The sequence below is a fragment of the Streptomyces sp. NPDC005492 genome (assembly GCF_040605995.1).
Taxonomy (GTDB): Bacteria; Actinomycetota; Actinomycetes; order Streptomycetales; family Streptomycetaceae; genus Streptomyces.
The window spans coordinates 100,042-116,394 of record NZ_JBEXDX010000020.1; the positions used below are offsets into that span (position 1 = coordinate 100,042).

11 protein-coding genes are annotated in these 16,353 nt (G+C 70.0%); 7 read left to right on the forward strand and 4 right to left on the reverse strand.

The genetic code is table 11. From position 1 onward, the window contains the following. Positions 1 to 91: 91 nt before the first annotated feature. Positions 92 to 4,363, forward strand: coding sequence for a discoidin domain-containing protein (locus ABZT04_RS25860; protein ID WP_356059358.1), 4,272 nt, complete (start codon positions 92 to 94; stop codon positions 4,361 to 4,363). A 64-nt stretch (positions 4,364 to 4,427) separates the two neighbouring features. On the opposite strand, the gene ABZT04_RS25865 is transcribed toward ABZT04_RS25860, so the two are convergent. Both ABZT04_RS25865 and ABZT04_RS25870 read right to left on the reverse strand, forming a co-directional pair. Continuing rightward, positions 4,428 to 5,789: a beta-1,3-glucanase family protein gene (locus ABZT04_RS25865; protein ID WP_356059359.1), complete on the reverse strand. Its 1,362-nt coding sequence runs from the start codon at positions 5,787 to 5,789 to the stop codon at positions 4,428 to 4,430. A 239-nt stretch (positions 5,790 to 6,028) separates the two neighbouring features. Beyond that, the gene (locus tag ABZT04_RS25870; RefSeq protein WP_356059360.1) at positions 6,029 to 9,808 is read right to left on the reverse strand and encodes a hypothetical protein; all 3,780 of its coding nucleotides are present in this window, start codon (positions 9,806 to 9,808) and stop codon (positions 6,029 to 6,031) included. Between the two features lie 148 nt (positions 9,809 to 9,956). Here ABZT04_RS25870 and ABZT04_RS25875 point away from each other — a divergent pair, with 148 nt between their 5' ends. Then, positions 9,957 to 10,424 (forward strand): ricin-type beta-trefoil lectin domain protein, encoded by a 468-nt coding sequence (locus ABZT04_RS25875; RefSeq protein ID WP_356059361.1) that lies wholly within the window; start codon positions 9,957 to 9,959, stop codon positions 10,422 to 10,424. Between the two features lie 142 nt (positions 10,425 to 10,566). Here ABZT04_RS25875 and ABZT04_RS25880 read toward each other — a convergent pair whose 3' ends face one another. Beyond that, on the reverse strand, positions 10,567 to 10,995 hold the full coding sequence (locus ABZT04_RS25880) for a secondary thiamine-phosphate synthase enzyme YjbQ (RefSeq protein WP_356059362.1): 429 nt from the start codon (positions 10,993 to 10,995) through the stop codon (positions 10,567 to 10,569). 122 nt (positions 10,996 to 11,117) lie between these two features. Here ABZT04_RS25880 and ABZT04_RS25885 point away from each other — a divergent pair, with 122 nt between their 5' ends. The 5 genes from ABZT04_RS25885 (at position 11,118) to ABZT04_RS25905 (ending at position 15,161) form a co-directional block, all read left to right on the forward strand. Then, positions 11,118 to 11,201, forward strand: coding sequence for a putative leader peptide (locus ABZT04_RS25885; RefSeq protein WP_356059408.1), 84 nt, complete (start codon positions 11,118 to 11,120; stop codon positions 11,199 to 11,201). 144 nt (positions 11,202 to 11,345) lie between these two features. After that, positions 11,346 to 12,239 carry an ABC transporter permease gene (locus ABZT04_RS25890; RefSeq protein WP_356059363.1) on the forward strand — a complete coding sequence of 298 codons (894 nt, stop codon included), beginning with the start codon at positions 11,346 to 11,348 and terminating at the stop codon, positions 12,237 to 12,239. Further along, the gene (locus tag ABZT04_RS25895; RefSeq protein ID WP_356059364.1) at positions 12,212 to 12,949 is read left to right on the forward strand and encodes an ABC transporter ATP-binding protein; all 738 of its coding nucleotides are present in this window, start codon (positions 12,212 to 12,214) and stop codon (positions 12,947 to 12,949) included. Before ABZT04_RS25890 ends, ABZT04_RS25895 begins: the two co-directional genes overlap by 28 nt. Before the next feature lie 42 nt (positions 12,950 to 12,991). Next, the gene (locus ABZT04_RS25900) at positions 12,992 to 14,017 is read left to right on the forward strand and encodes an ABC transporter substrate-binding protein (RefSeq protein ID WP_356059365.1); all 1,026 of its coding nucleotides are present in this window, start codon (positions 12,992 to 12,994) and stop codon (positions 14,015 to 14,017) included. Between the two features lie 67 nt (positions 14,018 to 14,084). Then, positions 14,085 to 15,161: an NAD(P)-binding domain-containing protein gene (locus ABZT04_RS25905; RefSeq protein WP_356059366.1), complete on the forward strand. Its 1,077-nt coding sequence runs from the start codon at positions 14,085 to 14,087 to the stop codon at positions 15,159 to 15,161. Between the two features lie 319 nt (positions 15,162 to 15,480). On the opposite strand, the gene mltG is transcribed toward ABZT04_RS25905, so the two are convergent. Further along, positions 15,481 to 16,323 carry an endolytic transglycosylase MltG gene (gene mltG, locus ABZT04_RS25910; protein WP_356059367.1) on the reverse strand — a complete coding sequence of 281 codons (843 nt, stop codon included), beginning with the start codon at positions 16,321 to 16,323 and terminating at the stop codon, positions 15,481 to 15,483. Positions 16,324 to 16,353 lie beyond the last annotated feature (30 nt).

The following is a 16,353-nucleotide window of genomic DNA, read 5'->3' on the forward strand; positions in this document are numbered from 1 at the left end:
ATCGTCCTGCACCTTTCTGCACCACTCCGCCAGGAATGAGCCGCCCTCGCCGCCCCACCGGCGCGCGAGCCTCCGCAGGAAGCGACCCCGCATGACTCGTCACAAGCAGAGATCCCCCGGGCGGCGCGCAGCGACCGCCGCACTCGCCTCCGCCGTCATGGTGCTGGGCCTGCCCGCCGTCGCCGCGCACGCGGCCGGTGGCCCCAACGCCGCCGCCGACGCCAGGACTTCGGCCGGCAGCACCCGTGGCACGCATGCCGCCGCCAACATCACGGACGGCAACCTCGACACCTACTGGCAGGCCGGAAAGAAGTCCGCCCAGTGGGTCCAGACCGACCTCGGGCGGAGCAAGCGCGTCCGTCAGGTCGTCCTGCGGCTGCCCGAGGGCTGGCAGACCCGCAAGCAGACGCTGGCGCTCCAGGGCAGCGCCGACGGAAAGAGCTTCGCCACCCTCAAGTCGTCGGCGCAGTACGTCTTCGGCCCCGGCAACGACAACACGGTGAAGATCTCGCTCCCCGCGACCCTCGCCCGGTACGTCCGGGCCGACTTCAGCGCGAACTCGGCCGCCGGCACCGCCCAGCTCGGCGAGATGCAGGTCCTCACGACCGCCGCCTCGACCCCCAACCTCGCCCAGGGCAAGCCCTTCAGCGAGAGCGGGCACGCCGATGTCTACGGCGCGGCCAACGCCGGTGACGGCAACCGCGACACCTACTGGGAGAGCACCAACAACGCCTTCCCGCAGTGGCTCCAGGTCGATCTCGGTTCGTCGGTGAAGGTCAACCAGGTGGCACTGCGGCTGCCCAGTGGCTGGCCGAGCCGCAGTCAGACCTTCAAGGTCCAGGGCTCGACCGACAACCAGAACTTCACCGACCTGACGGCCTCGAAGGCGTACACCTTCGACAGTTCCACCGACCAGTCGGCGACCATCAGCTTCGACACGACCACCACGCGGTATGTGCGCGCGCTGTTCACCGCCAACACCGGCTGGCCCGCCGGGCAGGCGTCCGAGCTGGAGGTCTACGGCCCGGCGACCGGCGACGCCCAGGCACCCACCGCACCGGCCAATCTGGCCTACACCGAGCCGGCCACCGGTCAGATCAAGCTGACGTGGAGCGCGGCCACCGACGACACGGCCGTCACGGGCTACGACGTCTACGCCAACGGGCAGTTGAGGGCGAGCGTCGCCGGGAACGTCCTGACCTACACGGACACTCAGCCGGCCGGCAGCGACATCACCTACTTCGTGCGGGCCAAGGACGCGGCGGGCAATGTCTCCGCCAACAGCAACAGCGTCACCCGCAAGGGAGCGGGCGGCGACACCCAGGCCCCGACCGCGCCCGGCAACCTCGCCTACACGCAGTCGGGCAGCGACGTGAAGCTGACCTGGCAGGCGTCGAGCGACAACGTCCAGGTGACCGGTTATGACATCTACGCCAATGACCAGCTCGTCAAGTCCGTTGCCGGAGACGTCACTTCGTACACCGACACCCCCTCGCCGACGGCCACGGTCACCTACTACGTGAAGGCCAAGGACGCCGCCGGGAACGTGTCCGTAGCGAGCAACAGCGTCACCCGGGCCGGCAACGGTTCCGGCTCCGACCTCGCCCAGGGCAAGCCCATCGAGGCCTCCTCGTACACCTTCACCTATGTCGCCGCGAACGCCAACGACGGCCAGGTGAGCACCTATTGGGAGAGCGGGGGCGGCGCCTACCCGGCCACCCTCACCACCAAGCTGGGTGCCAACGCCGATCTGAGCCAGGTCGTCGTCAAGCTCAACCCGGACGCCGCCTGGTCCACACGCACCCAGAACATCCAGGTGCTGGGCCGCGACCAGGACGCGACCACCTTCACCAGTCTCGCCGCGGCGAAGGACTACACGTTCAACCCGGCGAGCGGCAACACGGTGACCATCCCGGTCTCCGGCGCGGCGGCCGACATCCAGCTCAAGTTCGCCTCCAACACGGGCGCCCCGGGCGCGCAGGTGGCCGAGCTCCAGGTGATCGGCACCCCGGCCGCCAACCCGGATCTCAAGGTCACCGGCATCACCAACTCCCCTGCCGCACCGGTCGAGTCGGTCGCCATCAGCCTGACGGCGACCGTCACCAACAGCGGCAGCAAGGCGTCCAAGGCCACCGACCTGAACTTCACGCTCGGCGGCACCAAGGCCGCCACCGCGGACGTCCCGGTCCTCGCGGCCGGCGCCTCCACGACCGTCACCGCGAGCATCGGCGCCCGGGACGCGGGTAGTTACCCGGTCGGCGCCGAGGTGGACCCGTCGAACAAGGTCATCGAGCAGAACGAGGCGAACAACGTCTTCACCCGCTCCGACGCCCTCGTCGTCAAGCCGGTCTCCAGCTCCGACCTGGTCGCCGCGCCGGTCGCCTGGACCCCGTCCAGCGCCTCGGCGGGCGACAACGTCACGTTCACCGTGGCGATCAAGAACCAGGGGACGACGGACTCGGCCTCCGGCGCCCACGGCGTCACACTCACGCTCCTGGATGCCAACGGCGCGACCGTCAAGACACTCACCGGCTCCTACAGCGGCACCATCGCCTCCGGTCAGACGACCGCTCCCGTCAGCCTCGGCTCATGGACGGCCGCCAACGGCAAGTACACCGTCAAGACCGTCATCGCGGACGACGCCAACGAACTGCCGGTCAAACGGACCAACAACGCCACCACCCAAGCCCTGTTCGTCGGCCGCGGCGCCGACATGCCGTACGACATGTACGAGGCCGAGGACGGGACCGTGGGCGGCGGCGCCAAGGTCGTAGGACCCAACCGCACGATCGGCGACATCTCCGGCGAGGCCAGCGGACGCAAGGCGGTGACCCTCAACTCGACGGGCCAGTACGTCGAATGGACCACCCGCGCGGCGACCAACACCCTGGTCACCCGCTTCGAGATCCCCGACGGCACCGACACCACACTCGACGTCTACGTCGACGGCCAGTTCCTCAAGGCCATCGACCTCACCTCCAAGTACGCCTGGCTGTACGGCAACGAGACCGCGCCCGGCAACTCCCCGAGCGCCGGAGCGCCGCGCCACATCTACGACGAGGCGAACGTCCTTCTCGGCAGGACCGTCCCGGCCGGCTCCAAGATCCGCCTCCAGAAGGACGCGGCCAACACCTCCACCTACGCCGTCGACTTCATCAACCTCGAACAGGCGACGGCCGTCCCGAACCCGGATCCGGCCGCCTACACGGTCCCGGCCGGCTTCTCCCAGCAGGACGTGCAGAACGCGCTCGACAAGGTCCGCATGGACACCACGGGCAAGCTCGTCGGGGTCTACCTGCCCGCCGGTGACTACGAGACCTCCAGCAAGTTCCAGGTCTACGGCAAGGCGGTCAAGGTCCTGGGAGCCGGGTCGTGGTTCACCCGCTTCCACGCGCCCGCCTCGCAGGAGAACACCGACATCGGCTTCCGGGCCGAGGCGACCGCCAACGGCTCGTCGTTCACCGGGTTCGCCTACTTCGGCAACTACACGTCCCGGATCGACGGTCCGGGCAAGGTGTTCGACTTCTCCAACGTCTCGGGCATCACCATCGACGACATCTGGGTCGAGCACATGGTGTGCCTCTACTGGGGCGCCAACACCGACAGCATGACCATCAAGAACTCCCGCATCCGTGACACGTTCGCCGACGGCATCAACATGACGAACGGTTCCACGGACAACCACGTGGTCAACAACGACGCCCGGGCCACGGGCGACGACAGCTTCGCGCTCTTCTCGGCGATCGACGCGGGCGGCGCCGACGAGAAGAACAACCTCTACGAGAACCTGACCTCGACGCTCACCTGGCGTGCGGCCGGTATCGCCGTCTACGGCGGCTTCAACAACACCTTCCGCAACATCCGGGTCGCCGACACCCTGGTCTACTCCGGCATCACCATCTCCTCGCTGGACTTCGGCTACCCGATGAACGGCTTCGGGACCGATCCGACGACGATCGAGAACGTCTCCCTGGACAGAACCGGCGGCCACTTCTGGGGCTCGCAGGTCTTCCCCGCCATCTGGGCGTTCTCGGCCTCGAAGGTCTTCCAGGGCATCCGGGTCAACGACGTCGACATCGACGACTCCACCTACGGAGGAGTGATGTTCCAGACCAACTACGTAGGCGGACAACCGCAGTTCCCGGTGAAGGACACGATCTTCACCGACATCTCGATCACCAACTCCAAGAAGAGCGGAGACGCGTTCGACGCCAAGTCCGGATTCGGCATCTGGGCCAACGAGTTGCCCGAACCCGGTCAGGGACCGGCCGTCGGCTCGGCCACCTTCGTCAACCTGCGGATGAGCGGCAACGCCCAGGACATCCGCAACACCACGTCCACCTTCACGATCAACGTCCAGTAACTCCCGGCAGCACGGCATGAAGCGGGGCCGCCCTTCGCGAGGGCGGCCCCGTTTCCGCGCGTGCCTACCAGCCGACGGCGACCAGGAGCCACTGCGGGTCGGCGTGGGAGATGAACGAGGACTGGCCCGCCACGTCGTCGTAGGGGAAGCCGTAGGCGAGTTGGTTGATGGCGTTGTCGTGCCAGAACTTGGCGTAGTAGTTCGCGGGCGCCGCCTTGTAGAACTGCGCCGGGTCGGACTGCTGCGACGCCGGAAGAGTGGCCACATGGCGGTTGAGCGCGGCGCACATGTCGGGGTTGGCGGCCAGCGAGGCCGCGCAACCGAAGATGTCGGAGGTGGCCGCGTTCACGCCGACCGACTGGGCGTACGACGTGAAGTAGCCGGCGTTGGCGCCGCCCGCGCGGAAGCTCGGGTCGCTGCCGGGCGCGATGATCCGGTACGGGGCCTGGGTCTGCGCAAGCACCTTGAACTGGGCCGGAACCGCGTCGGTGAACCGCTGGAAGGTGGTCGCACGGTCCTCGGCGAAGGTCGCCCGGTTCTCGCCGACCTCTGTGTCGTAACCGTCCTTGCTGTGCAGGCGCATGGCGAGCTTGAGGCCGAAGGCGTCGACCCGGGTGGTGTTGCCGTTGAAGACGTTGGCGCCGACCGTGAACTCGATGAAGTCGTAGTAGGGGCCGTTGGGTGTGCCCAGGTAGAAGTACATGCGGCCCGCGGAGTTGGCCGGCATGTCGAGGTAGGGCTGCTCGGCGATGGAGTGCGTCTGCCCGTTGAAGCTCCAATACACCTGGCTGTCGGGGTACTTGCCGTTGGTGCGGTTGAGGATCTTCACCTCTACGGCGTTGTTCGCCGCCGGTATGTCGCTGGTGCTCCCCCAGAAGTCGTCCGGGGGTGTGGTGCTTCCGGGGCCGTAGACCTGGAACTCCCAGAGCGAGTAGCCGTACGGGGTGGCACGGGCGGTGCCGTACAGCCGGACGTAGCGTCCGCTGCCCGAGACGGTGATGTTCTGGGTGCCGCCGGTGGCGGTGGTGGTCGAGTAGACGGTGGTCCAGGTGCTCGCGTCGGTCGAGGTCTGGATCTGGTAGCCGGTGGCGTAGGCGGCCTCCCAGTTCAGCGAGACGCGGGTGAGCTGCTGGACGGAGCCGAGGTCCACCCGCAGCCACTGCGGATCGGCGAAGGCCGAGGACCAGCGGGTGCCGGTGTCGCCGTCGACGGCGGCGCTCGCGGGGAAGGACGCGTTCTCGGTCGAGGACGCGGTGGCGGGCCGCCCCTGGGACAGCAACTGATCGGCGGCGCGGGCGGGCGAGGGGGTCAGGGCGGCGAAGCAGGCGACTATCAGGACGACGACCAGACCGAGCGCGGTACGGGGGCGTAGGGCACCGGGCGACGGTCTGCCGAGGGAGCCGGATACGCCGGCGGAAGTCTGCATGGGGGGTCTCCTCAAGCCGGTTCGGCGTGCGGGGCAGGAGCGGGAGCGCGTTGGGAGCGCTCTCTCCGGGTTGTATCCGCGCCCCTGCCCGACGTCAACAACTGAAGCCGATATCGCGGTAGTTCGGGTTCTCACCGGGTGCTGCCGCGATGCTCCGTTCAGGATCCGATCGCGCACCTAGCCTCAACGCGCCCTGTTCTTGCATCACTTGACGCGTCCGGTATGGACCTTCTTGCACATCACACTGCGGGGCAGGGCGGGTTGAAGTCCGTCCCCGTGAAGTACCGGCCCCATTCGGCTCTGGTGATCCGCGGGTACGCGCTGTCGCAGATGCGGGCGGCGACCCGGTCCAGGCGGGTGTCCCACAGACGGATCGTGAAGTCGTTGCCGCCGGTGGCCAGGGTGTCGCCGCGCGGGCCGAACGCCACGGCCGGTACCGGGTTCGAATGGCCGGAGAGGACGGCGGGAGCGGCCGTAGCGCCTGCGTTCCACAGCAGGGCCTTGCCGTCGGCGGCTCCGGCGGCCAGTCGGTGGCCGTCTTCGGAGAAGGCCAGTGCGTAGAGCCAGGAGCCGGACGCCCGGAGCCGCGCCATCTTCGGTGTGCGGCGGAGGTCGCCGATGTCGATCAGCCAGACCGCGCGGTCCGGCCGGTGGACCGCTGCCAGGTGACGGTTGTCGGGGCTGAACATGCCGTCGGTGAGCGGGACGGATCGCAGTGGGGAAGGGAGTTCGCGAGGGTTGCGCGGTTCGCCGAGGTCCCAGAACCGCAGGGAGCCGACGTTGCCCGTGCTCGTCACCAGCGTGCGACCGTCGGGCCGGAACGACGCCATGGTGACCTCCGGTCCGCTCTCGGCGATCCGGCTGAGTGGTCGGGGACGGCCGGGGACGGCCAGGTCCCACAGTCCGACCCCTCGCTGCGCCCACACGACCAGCAGTCGGCCGCCCGGCCCGAAGCCGGCCCCTGCGACCTCACCGGCTTCGCAGCGGAGGACGGATCTGAGGCGCGGTCTGCGTGGTGCGGTCACGTCCCAGACGCGGACGGTGGTGTCCTCGCTCGCGGTGACAAGGGTGCGCCCGTCCGGGCTGAAGGCCACGGACCGGACGAACCCGGTGTGACCGCGCAGGACCGCCAGCGGCCACAGGGCCCGGCCGCCGGTGACCCGCCACAGCCGCGCGGTGCCGTCCCAGCCGGCGCTGGCGAGCACCTGGCCGCCTGGGGCGAACGCGAGGGATGTGACGACGTCGTCCTGGGTGCCCAGGGACAGATCCCGCAGGTCCAGCAGCCGGTCGGCGTCGGCGACCACACGGCCGTCCGGGCTGAAAGCGGCCTGGTAGGCCCCACCGGGAATCGCGCTGACGCGCCTCGGGCGGGCCGGTTCGTTGACGTCCCAGAACAGGGTGGACCCGCCGACCGAGACGAGGGTGTGTCCGTCGGGGCTGAACGCGACCGACCAGACGATCGCCGTATGGCCGGACAGGACGGTCGGTGGTCGCGTCCGAGGGCCGCCGCCGACCTGCCAGATCCGTGCTGTGTGGTCCCAACTGCCGGTCGCCACGGTCCGGCCGTCCGGGGCGAACGCCACCGAGGTCACGGTGTCGGTGTGTCCGCGCAGCACGTCGAGTCGGCGCGGAGCGGCGGGATCGGTGACGTCCCACAGCCTGGCCGTGGTGTCGCCGGTCGTCGCGAGGCTACGGCCGTCCGGGCTGAACGCCGCCGAAGTCACCGCGCCGGTATGGCCGTTGAGGGTGGCAAGCCGCCGCGGCCGGCGAGGATCCCGAACGTTCCACAGCCGTGTCGTCCCGTCGGTGTGGCCGGTGGCGATGGTGTCGCCGTCGGGCCGGAACGCCACCCACGTCGGAGCGGCGGACACCTCCGGCAGGGTGCTCAGCGCGACGGGCGCCCGTCGGTCGGTCACGTTCCACAGTCGCACCGACCGTTCGCTCGCCGTCGCCAGGACGCGGCCGCCCTGCCCGAACGCGACCGACCACAGCCGCCACGGCTCCTTGAGGATCGCCAACCGGGCCGGCCGATGGGGGTTGTCGACGTCCCACAGCCGGACCGTGTGGTCCCAGCTCGCGGTGGCCAGGATCCTGCCGCGCGGGGCGAAGGAGATCGAGACCACGTCGGAGGTGTGTCCGGCGAGGCGGCTCGTGTACGGCGTCGCGAAGGTGTTCATGAGCTGATCGCGGACGTCGGCCGTGGGCGCCAGTCGGTAGGCGGCCAGGTTCAACTGCGCGGCCAGCGCCGGGTTCTGCTGCCGTAGCTCGGCCGCGTCCGTGGCGACCTTGCGCGCGACGGCCACGTTGCGCTGCTGGACGGCCGCGTCGCGCGAGTCGACTGCCAGTACACCGGTGGCCAGGGCGGTGATCACCAACACGGTGAGCAGAGTGACCAGTTGGCGCAGGCGGACGGTCCGCCGTCTGACCGCCGCCAGCTCCCCGGCCTGTGCGTCGCTGCTCGCGTCGAGGAAACTCCGTTCCCTGGACGTCAGTCGGCCGCCGTCCGCGGCCGCCAGGTCCAGTGCGGCGGCGAGGCGGGCGCCCCGCCATACGGCGTGGGGGTCGCGGTCGTGCGCCTGCCAGTCGGCGGTGGCTTCGGTGAGCTGCCGGTGCAGGAGCAGCCGTTCCCGGTCCTCGGTCAGCCAGCCGCGCAGCCTCGGCCAGCACCGGATGATCGCCTCGTGGGTGATCTCGACATATCGCTCGTCCAGAGTCACCAGCCGTTGCCGGGCGAGGGATTCGAGCACAAAGGCGGTGTCGGGGCCCGAGTCCAGCTCGTCCGGGGTGATACGGCGTCTGGTGTCCTCGGTGCCGTCGCCGAGTGCCGTCAGCCGCAGGAACAGCGATCTGGCGAGATCCTGGCGCACCGGTGTCAACGCCCGGTAGGCGGTCTCGGCGGTCTGCGCGAGCGCGTGCTGGATACCGCCGGCCGCCAGATATCCGTCCAGGGTGAGGCGGTTGCCGCTACGACGGCGCCAGGTCTCCACCATCGCGTGCGAGACCAGGGGCAGCGCGCCCGGCTGACCGGTCGCGTCCGCGACCACCGCCGCCAGCAGCGGACCGGTCACCGTGCAGCCGGCGAGATTGGCCGGCCGGGTGATCGCCTCGCGCAACTCCTGGCTGCTCATGGGGCCCACGGCGAGCTGCGCGTCCCGCATCGCCTCGACCAGCCGGGGCTCCTGGACGCAGTGGCCGTAGAAATCGGCACGCACGCCGAGCACCACCCGGGTCCGGCTGGTCGGCACGCTGGTGGCGGTGATCAACTGAGCGATGAACGCGTCGCGTTCGTCCCGGTCGCGGCAGAGGGTGAAGACCTCCTCGAACTGGTCGGCCACGATGAGGGTGTCGACGTCCGGTGCGCGGTCGATGGTGGCCTGCCGGATCCGCAGGTGCAACGCCTCGGGATCGTCGCGAAGTTCGGTGATGAGCGTGCCGGGGGCCTCGCCCGTCGTCACGGCCAGCCGGACGGCGCACTCCTCCAGGGGGTGGGGGCCCGGCGTGAGGAGCAGCACCGGCCGGCCGGCTGCCCGCGCACGAGCGACGAGCCCCGCCCGCAGCAGCGAGGACTTGCCCGATCCGGACGGCCCGAAGACCGCGAGGAACCGGCGGTCCCGCACTCTCGCGAGCACCTCTTCGGTCAGCCGCTCGCGCCCGAAGAACCGGTCGGCGTCCTCCGGTTGGAACGCCGAAAGCCCGGCATACGGCGTGCATGTCCCGCTGGTTTCCCCGGGCCCCTCGCCCTGCGCACTCGCGGCGATCTCGGCGGCGGTCGTGTGCCAACGGGACTCCCACGCGCGGCGGTCGCCCTGGCACGCCTCGACGTACGCGAGCGTGACGCTCAGGCTCGGAAACGTGCGGCCGCCGGCCGCGTCGGACAGCGTGGTGGACGAATAGTGCGCCGTCTTCGCCATGGTCCGGTACGGCGGCCCGCCCGCCTTCTCGCGCAGTCGCCGCAGGTCGGCCGCGAAGCTCGTCAGCGGACCGCTGTCCAAATCAAGCGGGCGTTCGGCACGTGGCACGCGGTTCCCCTCCCGAGCCTTTCGACAGCCCCGACGCGCCCTGGTTGTCCGGCTGTTGATGTCCGGCGTCGACGGCCCGGCGCCGGACAACCTCCGGCCGGTAGCCATGAGTCAGCGCAACCGCGCACCGACCATACGGAGGGACAACATGAGGGCTCTGAAACAACTGGTGCCGCTGTTGGCGGCGATCGGGCTCACGATCGGCGCCGTCGTGACGGCACTGCCGGCACACGCCGCGGCACCGCTGCTCAAGTCCAACCTGAACGGCAGGTGCGCCGACGTCTTCGGGTTCCATCAGGAGAACGGCGCCTCCACCGTGACGTGGGACTGCCACGGCAACACCAACCAGCAGTGGCGCTGGGACGGTGAGCAGATCCGCTCCGGCATGAACGGCAAGTGCCTGGAGATCTACGGCTCCAACCAGAATGACCAGGGCTCGGTGAGCATGTGGGACTGCACCGGCGGCTCCAACCAGAAGTGGTTCCGCAACGGCAGCGAGATCCGCAGCCGGATGAACGGCAAGTGCCTCGACATCCTGGCCGGCCGGCCTGAGAACGGCCAGCTCTTGGTGAGCTGGAGCTGCAACGGATCGAGGAGCCAGAGCTGGGACTTCTGAACGGTGGCCCGGTCCGGCACATGACGTGCCGGACCGGGCTATGGTCGTTCGCGCACGGTACTCACGTCGATCGCACACGCGACGAGACTCGCGCACCGCGTACGAGGTCAGGGGCCGAATGGACCGCTGTCACTCGAAGAGGTCACGAGCCCGCGAGAAAGGTGAGCCGCACCTGCCGCTCGGCGTTGTCCCTGTTCGTGTCGACCAGGCACACGGACTGCCATGTCCCGAGCTCCAGCCGCCCGCCCAGCACCGGCAGGGTCGCGTGCGGCGGGACGAGAGCCGGGAGGACGTGGTCGCGGCCGTGTCCGGGGCTGCCGTGGCGGTGCTGCCAGCGGTCGTCGGCGGGGAGGAGGGTGTGCAGGGCGGCGAGGAGGTCGTCGTCGCTGCCGGCGCCCGTTTCGAGGATCGCGACGCCCGCGGTGGCGTGCGGGACGAAGACGTTGAGGAGGCCGTCACGGCCGGCCGCCGCCTCCCGCAGGAAGGCCTCGCAGTCGCGGGTCAGATCCATGACCCGCTCCCGGGAGCCGGTGGCGACGTGCAGAACGCGGGTGGTGAAGGCTGCTGACATGTTCCCATCCTGACCCATACGCCGGGGTGCCTACCCGGTCGGTTGACCGGCCCGTGATACGAGCGGTCCAATCCCCGAGACACCGTTGACCGTGGCACGCCATCTGACCTAACTTCGGCCGCATGTCGCGATCAGTTCTGCTCACCACGCGCGGTCACATCGACCTGCTGCGGGTGGCCTCCGCCGCGTGTCGCCGCGGCTGCTGACGCCTTCTTCCGCCTCACCCCTCTTTTTCCCGCACTCGGTCGCGCCCGCGCACACCGTGGTGACCGCGCAGATCGTCGTGACGCGGCGGCGCTGAGGCGTATCCCCTTCCTCACCGGACGCTCTCCCCCTCCCGTGGAGCACCCATGAGCATCAGCCATGCCCCGCCCGACTCCTCCGAGCCGGATATTTCTCCTATATCGGTCGCGAAGTCCGACTCTGGCACCTCCTCCGCCCTCGATCTCGTCCCCCTCGTCCCCACCTCCTCGCGCCGCACCCGTGTCCCCCGCTGGCTGCGCCGCACCACCGGTCCGCTGGTGCTGCTCGCGCTGTGGCAACTCCTCAGCAGCACGGGTGTGTTGACCTCCGACGTACTCGCCTCTCCCGGGCGGATCGCCCAGGTCGGCCGGGATCTGATCGCCGACGGTTCGCTGACCTCGGCCATGACGACCTCGCTCCAGCGTGTCGCGATCGGACTGCTCCTCGGTACCGTCATCGGTACCGGACTGGCCCTCGTCTCCGGGCTGTTCAGGATCGGCGAGGATCTGGTCGACGCGCCCGTGCAGATGCTGCGGACCGTGCCCTTCGTGGGGCTGATCCCGCTGTTCATCATCTGGTTTGGCATCGGCGAGGCTCCGAAGGTCGCCATCATCACGCTCGGGGTGACCTTCCCGCTCTACCTCAACGTCTACGCCGGAATCCGGGGCGTGGACAGCCAACTGATCGAGGCCGGGGAGTCCCTCGGGCTGTCCCGCTGGGGCCTTGTACGGCATGTCGTGCTGCCGGGCGCGCTCCCCAACGCGATGACCGGACTGCGCTACTCCCTGGGCATCGCCTGGCTGGCGCTCGTCTTCGCCGAGCAGATCAACGCGGACGCCGGGATCGGCTTCCTCATGGTGCAGGCACGGGACTTCCTGCAGACCGACGTGATCGTGGTCTGCCTCATCGTCTACGCCTTCCTCGGCCTGCTGGCCGACTTCGTCGTCCGAACCCTCGAAAGGCTGCTGCTGCAATGGCGACCGACGTTCACGGGCCGGTGACCACCCAGGCGGTCAGGGTCGAGGGGCTGACCCGCTCCTTCGACGGCCGACCCGTCATCGACAAGCTCCAACTCGACATACGGCAGGGCGAGTTCGTGGCGCTGCTCGGCCGCAGCGGCTGCGGCAAGTCCACGTTGCTGCGCATCCTGGCCGGGCTCGACCGGGACATAGAGGGCACCGTCCTCGTGCCGCGCCGCAAGGCCGTCGCGTTCCAGGCACCCCGGCTGATGCCGTGGAAGAAGGTGTGGCGCAACGTCCTGCTCGGGCTGCCCGGCAAGCCCGAACGTGCCGTCGCCGAGCGGGCGTTGGCGGAGGTCGGGCTCGCGGACCACTGTGACGCCTGGCCCAGGACGCTGTCCGGCGGTGAGGCCCAGCGCGCCTCGCTGGCCCGCGCCCTGGTGCGCGAGCCCGATCTGCTGCTGCTCGACGAGCCGTTCGGCGCGCTCGACGCGCTCACCCGCCTCAAGGCCCAGCGGCTGGTGGGCGAGCTGTGGCAACGGCGGGGCTGCGCCGTCCTGTTGGTGACCCACGACGTCGAGGAGGCAGTCCTGCTCGCCGACCGGGTCCTCGTGATGGACGACGGTGTCATCGCACACGAACAGCGCATCGACCTCGACCGCCCCCGCGGCATCACCGACCCCCGGTTCGCCGAGCTGCGCGCCGGGCTCCTGGAACGCCTCGGCGTCGACACCGCCGCCGAAGCCGCCTGAACTCCCGCACGCACGAACCCAGTTCCCGAGATCGGATTTCCCATGCGACGCAGCCTCGTCCCCGCCGCCCTGCTCCTCCCCCTGGCCCTCCTGCTCACCGCCTGCGGCGGGAACTCGGCCGCCGAGACCTCGACCGGCACGGACGGCAAGGGCTCCCTCACGCTCAACGTCGGTGACCAGAAAGGCGGTTCCGAAGCGGTCCTGCGGGCCGCCGGTGAACTCAAGAACCTGGACTACAGGATCAAGTGGTCCACGTTCACCTCCGGCCCGCCGCTTCTGGAGGCCGTCAACGCCAAGGCCGTCGACATCGGCGGGGTCGGCAACACCCCTCCGGTGTTCGCGGCCGGCGCCGACTCGAAGATCAAGGTGGTGGCGGCCTGGCACGGCACGTCCGCCGGCGACGCCATCCTGATCCCGAAGAACTCGAAGCTCACCACCCCGCAGCAGCTCAAGGGCAGGTCCATCGCCGTGGCGCAGGGCTCGTCCGCGCACTTCCAGCTCGTCGCCTCCCTCAAGGCGGCCGGGCTCTCGCTGAGCGACGTCAAGGTGAAGTACCTCCAACCGGCCGACGCGCTGGCCGCGTTCACCTCCGGCAAGGTCGACGCGTGGGCGGTGTGGGACCCGTACACCTCGCAGATACTCCAGTCGAAGCAGGGCCGCGTCCTCACCACCGGCGAGGGCGTCACCAACGGCCTCACCTTCCAGGTGGCGGCGCCCGGCGCGCTCCAGGACAAGAAGAAGGCCGCCGCCGTCAAGGACTACCTCGACCGGCTGCGCCGCGCCCAGACGTGGGTGTTCTCCCACCAGGAGGAGTGGGCCAAGGTGTGGTCGAAGGACACCGGGCTGCCGTACGAGGTGGCCCTGGCCTCCGTGAAACGGACCAACTCCACCCGGGTGTCCGTCGCCGTGGACAAGCCGCTCATCGCCTCGGAGCAGCAGATCGCCGACACCTTCACCGGGCTCAAGCTGATCCCGCGAAAGGTGGACTTCGCCGACTTCGTGGACACCCGCTACAACGACGGCCTGCCCGCCTCCACCTCCGCGCCGCGCACCACGGGAGGTTCGTGACGTCGGCGTGGGCAACGGACGCTGAGCGCGCGGGAAGATCGATGCCCCCGGTGCTGTTCGTACAGTCGTGAACAGCACCCGTGAGGTCGACGTGGTCGTCATAGGCGCCGGACAGGCCGGCCTGGCCGGCGCCTATCACCTGCGGCGCACCGGTTTCGAGCCGGAGCGCGACTTCGTGGTGCTGGACCACGCGCCCGCACCGGGTGGCGCCTGGCAGTTCCGGTGGCCGTCGCTGACGTACGGCAAGGTGCACGGGATGCACGCGCTGCCGGGCATGGAACTCACCGACGCCGATCCGGGCCGCCCGTCCGCCGAGGTGATCGCCGAGTACTTCGCCGCCTACGAACGGGCCTTCGACCTGCGGGTGCGGCGTCCGGTGGACGTGAAGGCGGTCCGGGAGGACGAGGGCGGGCGGCTGCTCGTCGAGACGTCGGAGGGCGCCTGGTCGACACGGGCGCTGATCAACGCGACCGGCACCTGGGACCGGCCGTTCTGGCCGCGCTATCCGGGCCAGGAGACGTTCCGGGGGCGGCAGTTGCACACCGCGCAGTACCCCGGGCCCGAGGAGTTCGCCGGGTTGCGGGTGGTCGTGGTGGGCGGGGGCGCGTCCGGCACCCAGCACCTGATGGAACTGGCCCCGTACACGGCCGCGACGACCTGGGTGACCCGGCGTCCGCCGGTCTTCCGCGAGGGCCCTTTCACGGAGGACCTGGGCCGCGCGGCCGTCGCGCTGGTGGAGGAGCGGGTACGGCAGGGGCTGCCGCCGAAGAGTGTCGTCTCCGTGACCGGCCTGCCGCTCAACGACGCGATCCGCCAGGCCCTCGCGGACGGCGTCCTGGACCGGCAGCCGATGTTCGACCGCATCACCCCAGACGGGGTGGCTTGGGACGACGGCCGGCAGGTGGACGCCGATGTCATCCTCTGGGCAACCGGCTTCCGCGCCGCGATCGACCACCTGTCCCCCTTGAAGCTACGCGGCCCGGGCGGCGGCATCCGCCTCGACGGCACCCGGGTCACCGCGGACCCACGCGTCCACCTGGTCGGCTACGGCCCGTCGGCGAGCACGATCGGCGCGAACCGGGCGGGCCGCGCGGCGGTACGGGACATCAGGCGGTTGCTGGCCGGGGAGGCGGTCGCCGCCTGAGGTCGTCGCGGCCGGGCCGCTTCGCAGGCGGGCGCAGGCGTCAGCGCCAGGCGCACCGGCCTTCGTCCCTCCGTGCTTCCACCCCCTCGGTGACGGGTCACCGTCACGCCAACTGCGCCGCTCCGTAGGCGACTTCAGGCGCTTGCTCACCGACCTGCCCGATCATCACCCGGCACCGCCCGGCCCGGGCCACCCAGCGGCCCCTGGGCAACGCCGCAACAGACCATCCATGCCCCCCCGCTCAGCCCCGCACGACATCAGGCGACCGCCGGCCGGAGGCCGATCGCCGCCTGACTCCACCTTCCTCACCCCGGGCCCGTCACTTCGTCGGCGACGCGCTCTTCCTCTGGGCCGCGTTGAACTCGGCGACATTGCGTTGGTGTTCCTCGTACGTGGCCGCGAAGCGGGTGTCGCCGGGCTTGACCGTGACGAAGTAGAGCCAGTCGCCCGGGGGCGGGTTGATCGCGGCGTGCATCGCTTCCTCGCCCGGGTTGTCGATCGGGGTCGGGGGCAGGCCCATGCGCTGGTAGGAGTTGTAGGGGCTGTCGAGGCGGGTGTCGCTCGTGGTCGTCTTCAATGTGGCGCGGTTGAGCGCGTAGTTGATGGTGGAGTCCATCTGCAGGGGCATGCCGCGTTCGAGGCGGTTGAAGATGACCCGGGCCACCTTCCCCATGTCGGCCGTGGACGCGGCCTCGGCCTGCACGATGCTCGCGATGGTGACCGCCTGGTAGACGTTCAACGCGTTGCGCTGGGCGCCCGCGGCGACCGGGGCGCCGTTGAACTTCCGGTTCGCGGTGTTGACCATGAAGGACAGCAGCGACTCGGGTGTCGCCTTCTCCTTCAGCGGATACGTCGCCGGGAAGAGATACCCCTCGGGGTTGCCCTCCGCGTCGTTCGGCAGCTTCAGGCCGGCTTTCGCGATCGACTTCTTCGTGGTGCCGACCGGCAACGCGAGGGCCTTGTCCACCGCTTCGTAGATCTGGCCCGAACGCCAGCCCTCAGGGATGACCAGTGACGTGGGTCGAGCGTCTCCCTCGTCCCCCAGGCTCAGCAGCGGCACCGCCACGGCGGTGCCGGCCACAACGGCCCCGGTCGCGATGAGGGCGATCCGGCCCCGACGCGTCAGTCGAATCGTGCTCCGTGGCGGAGTGTTCATCTGCATGCGGGCACGGTAACCCGCATAACGTCACAA

Coding starts and splice junctions, on each gene's coding strand:
- ABZT04_RS25860 (WP_356059358.1), top strand. CDS start 92: ATGACTCGTCACAAGCAGAGATCCCCCGGGCGGCGCGCAGCGACCGCC.
- ABZT04_RS25865 (WP_356059359.1), bottom strand. CDS start 5,789: ATGCAGACTTCCGCCGGCGTATCCGGCTCCCTCGGCAGACCGTCGCCC.
- ABZT04_RS25875 (WP_356059361.1), top strand. CDS start 9,957: ATGAGGGCTCTGAAACAACTGGTGCCGCTGTTGGCGGCGATCGGGCTC.
- ABZT04_RS25880 (WP_356059362.1), bottom strand. CDS start 10,995: ATGTCAGCAGCCTTCACCACCCGCGTTCTGCACGTCGCCACCGGCTCC.
- ABZT04_RS25885 (WP_356059408.1), top strand. CDS start 11,118: ATGTCGCGATCAGTTCTGCTCACCACGCGCGGTCACATCGACCTGCTG.
- ABZT04_RS25890 (WP_356059363.1), top strand. CDS start 11,346: ATGAGCATCAGCCATGCCCCGCCCGACTCCTCCGAGCCGGATATTTCT.
- ABZT04_RS25895 (WP_356059364.1), top strand. CDS start 12,212: ATGGCGACCGACGTTCACGGGCCGGTGACCACCCAGGCGGTCAGGGTC.
- ABZT04_RS25900 (WP_356059365.1), top strand. CDS start 12,992: ATGCGACGCAGCCTCGTCCCCGCCGCCCTGCTCCTCCCCCTGGCCCTC.
- mltG (WP_356059367.1), bottom strand. CDS start 16,323: ATGCAGATGAACACTCCGCCACGGAGCACGATTCGACTGACGCGTCGG.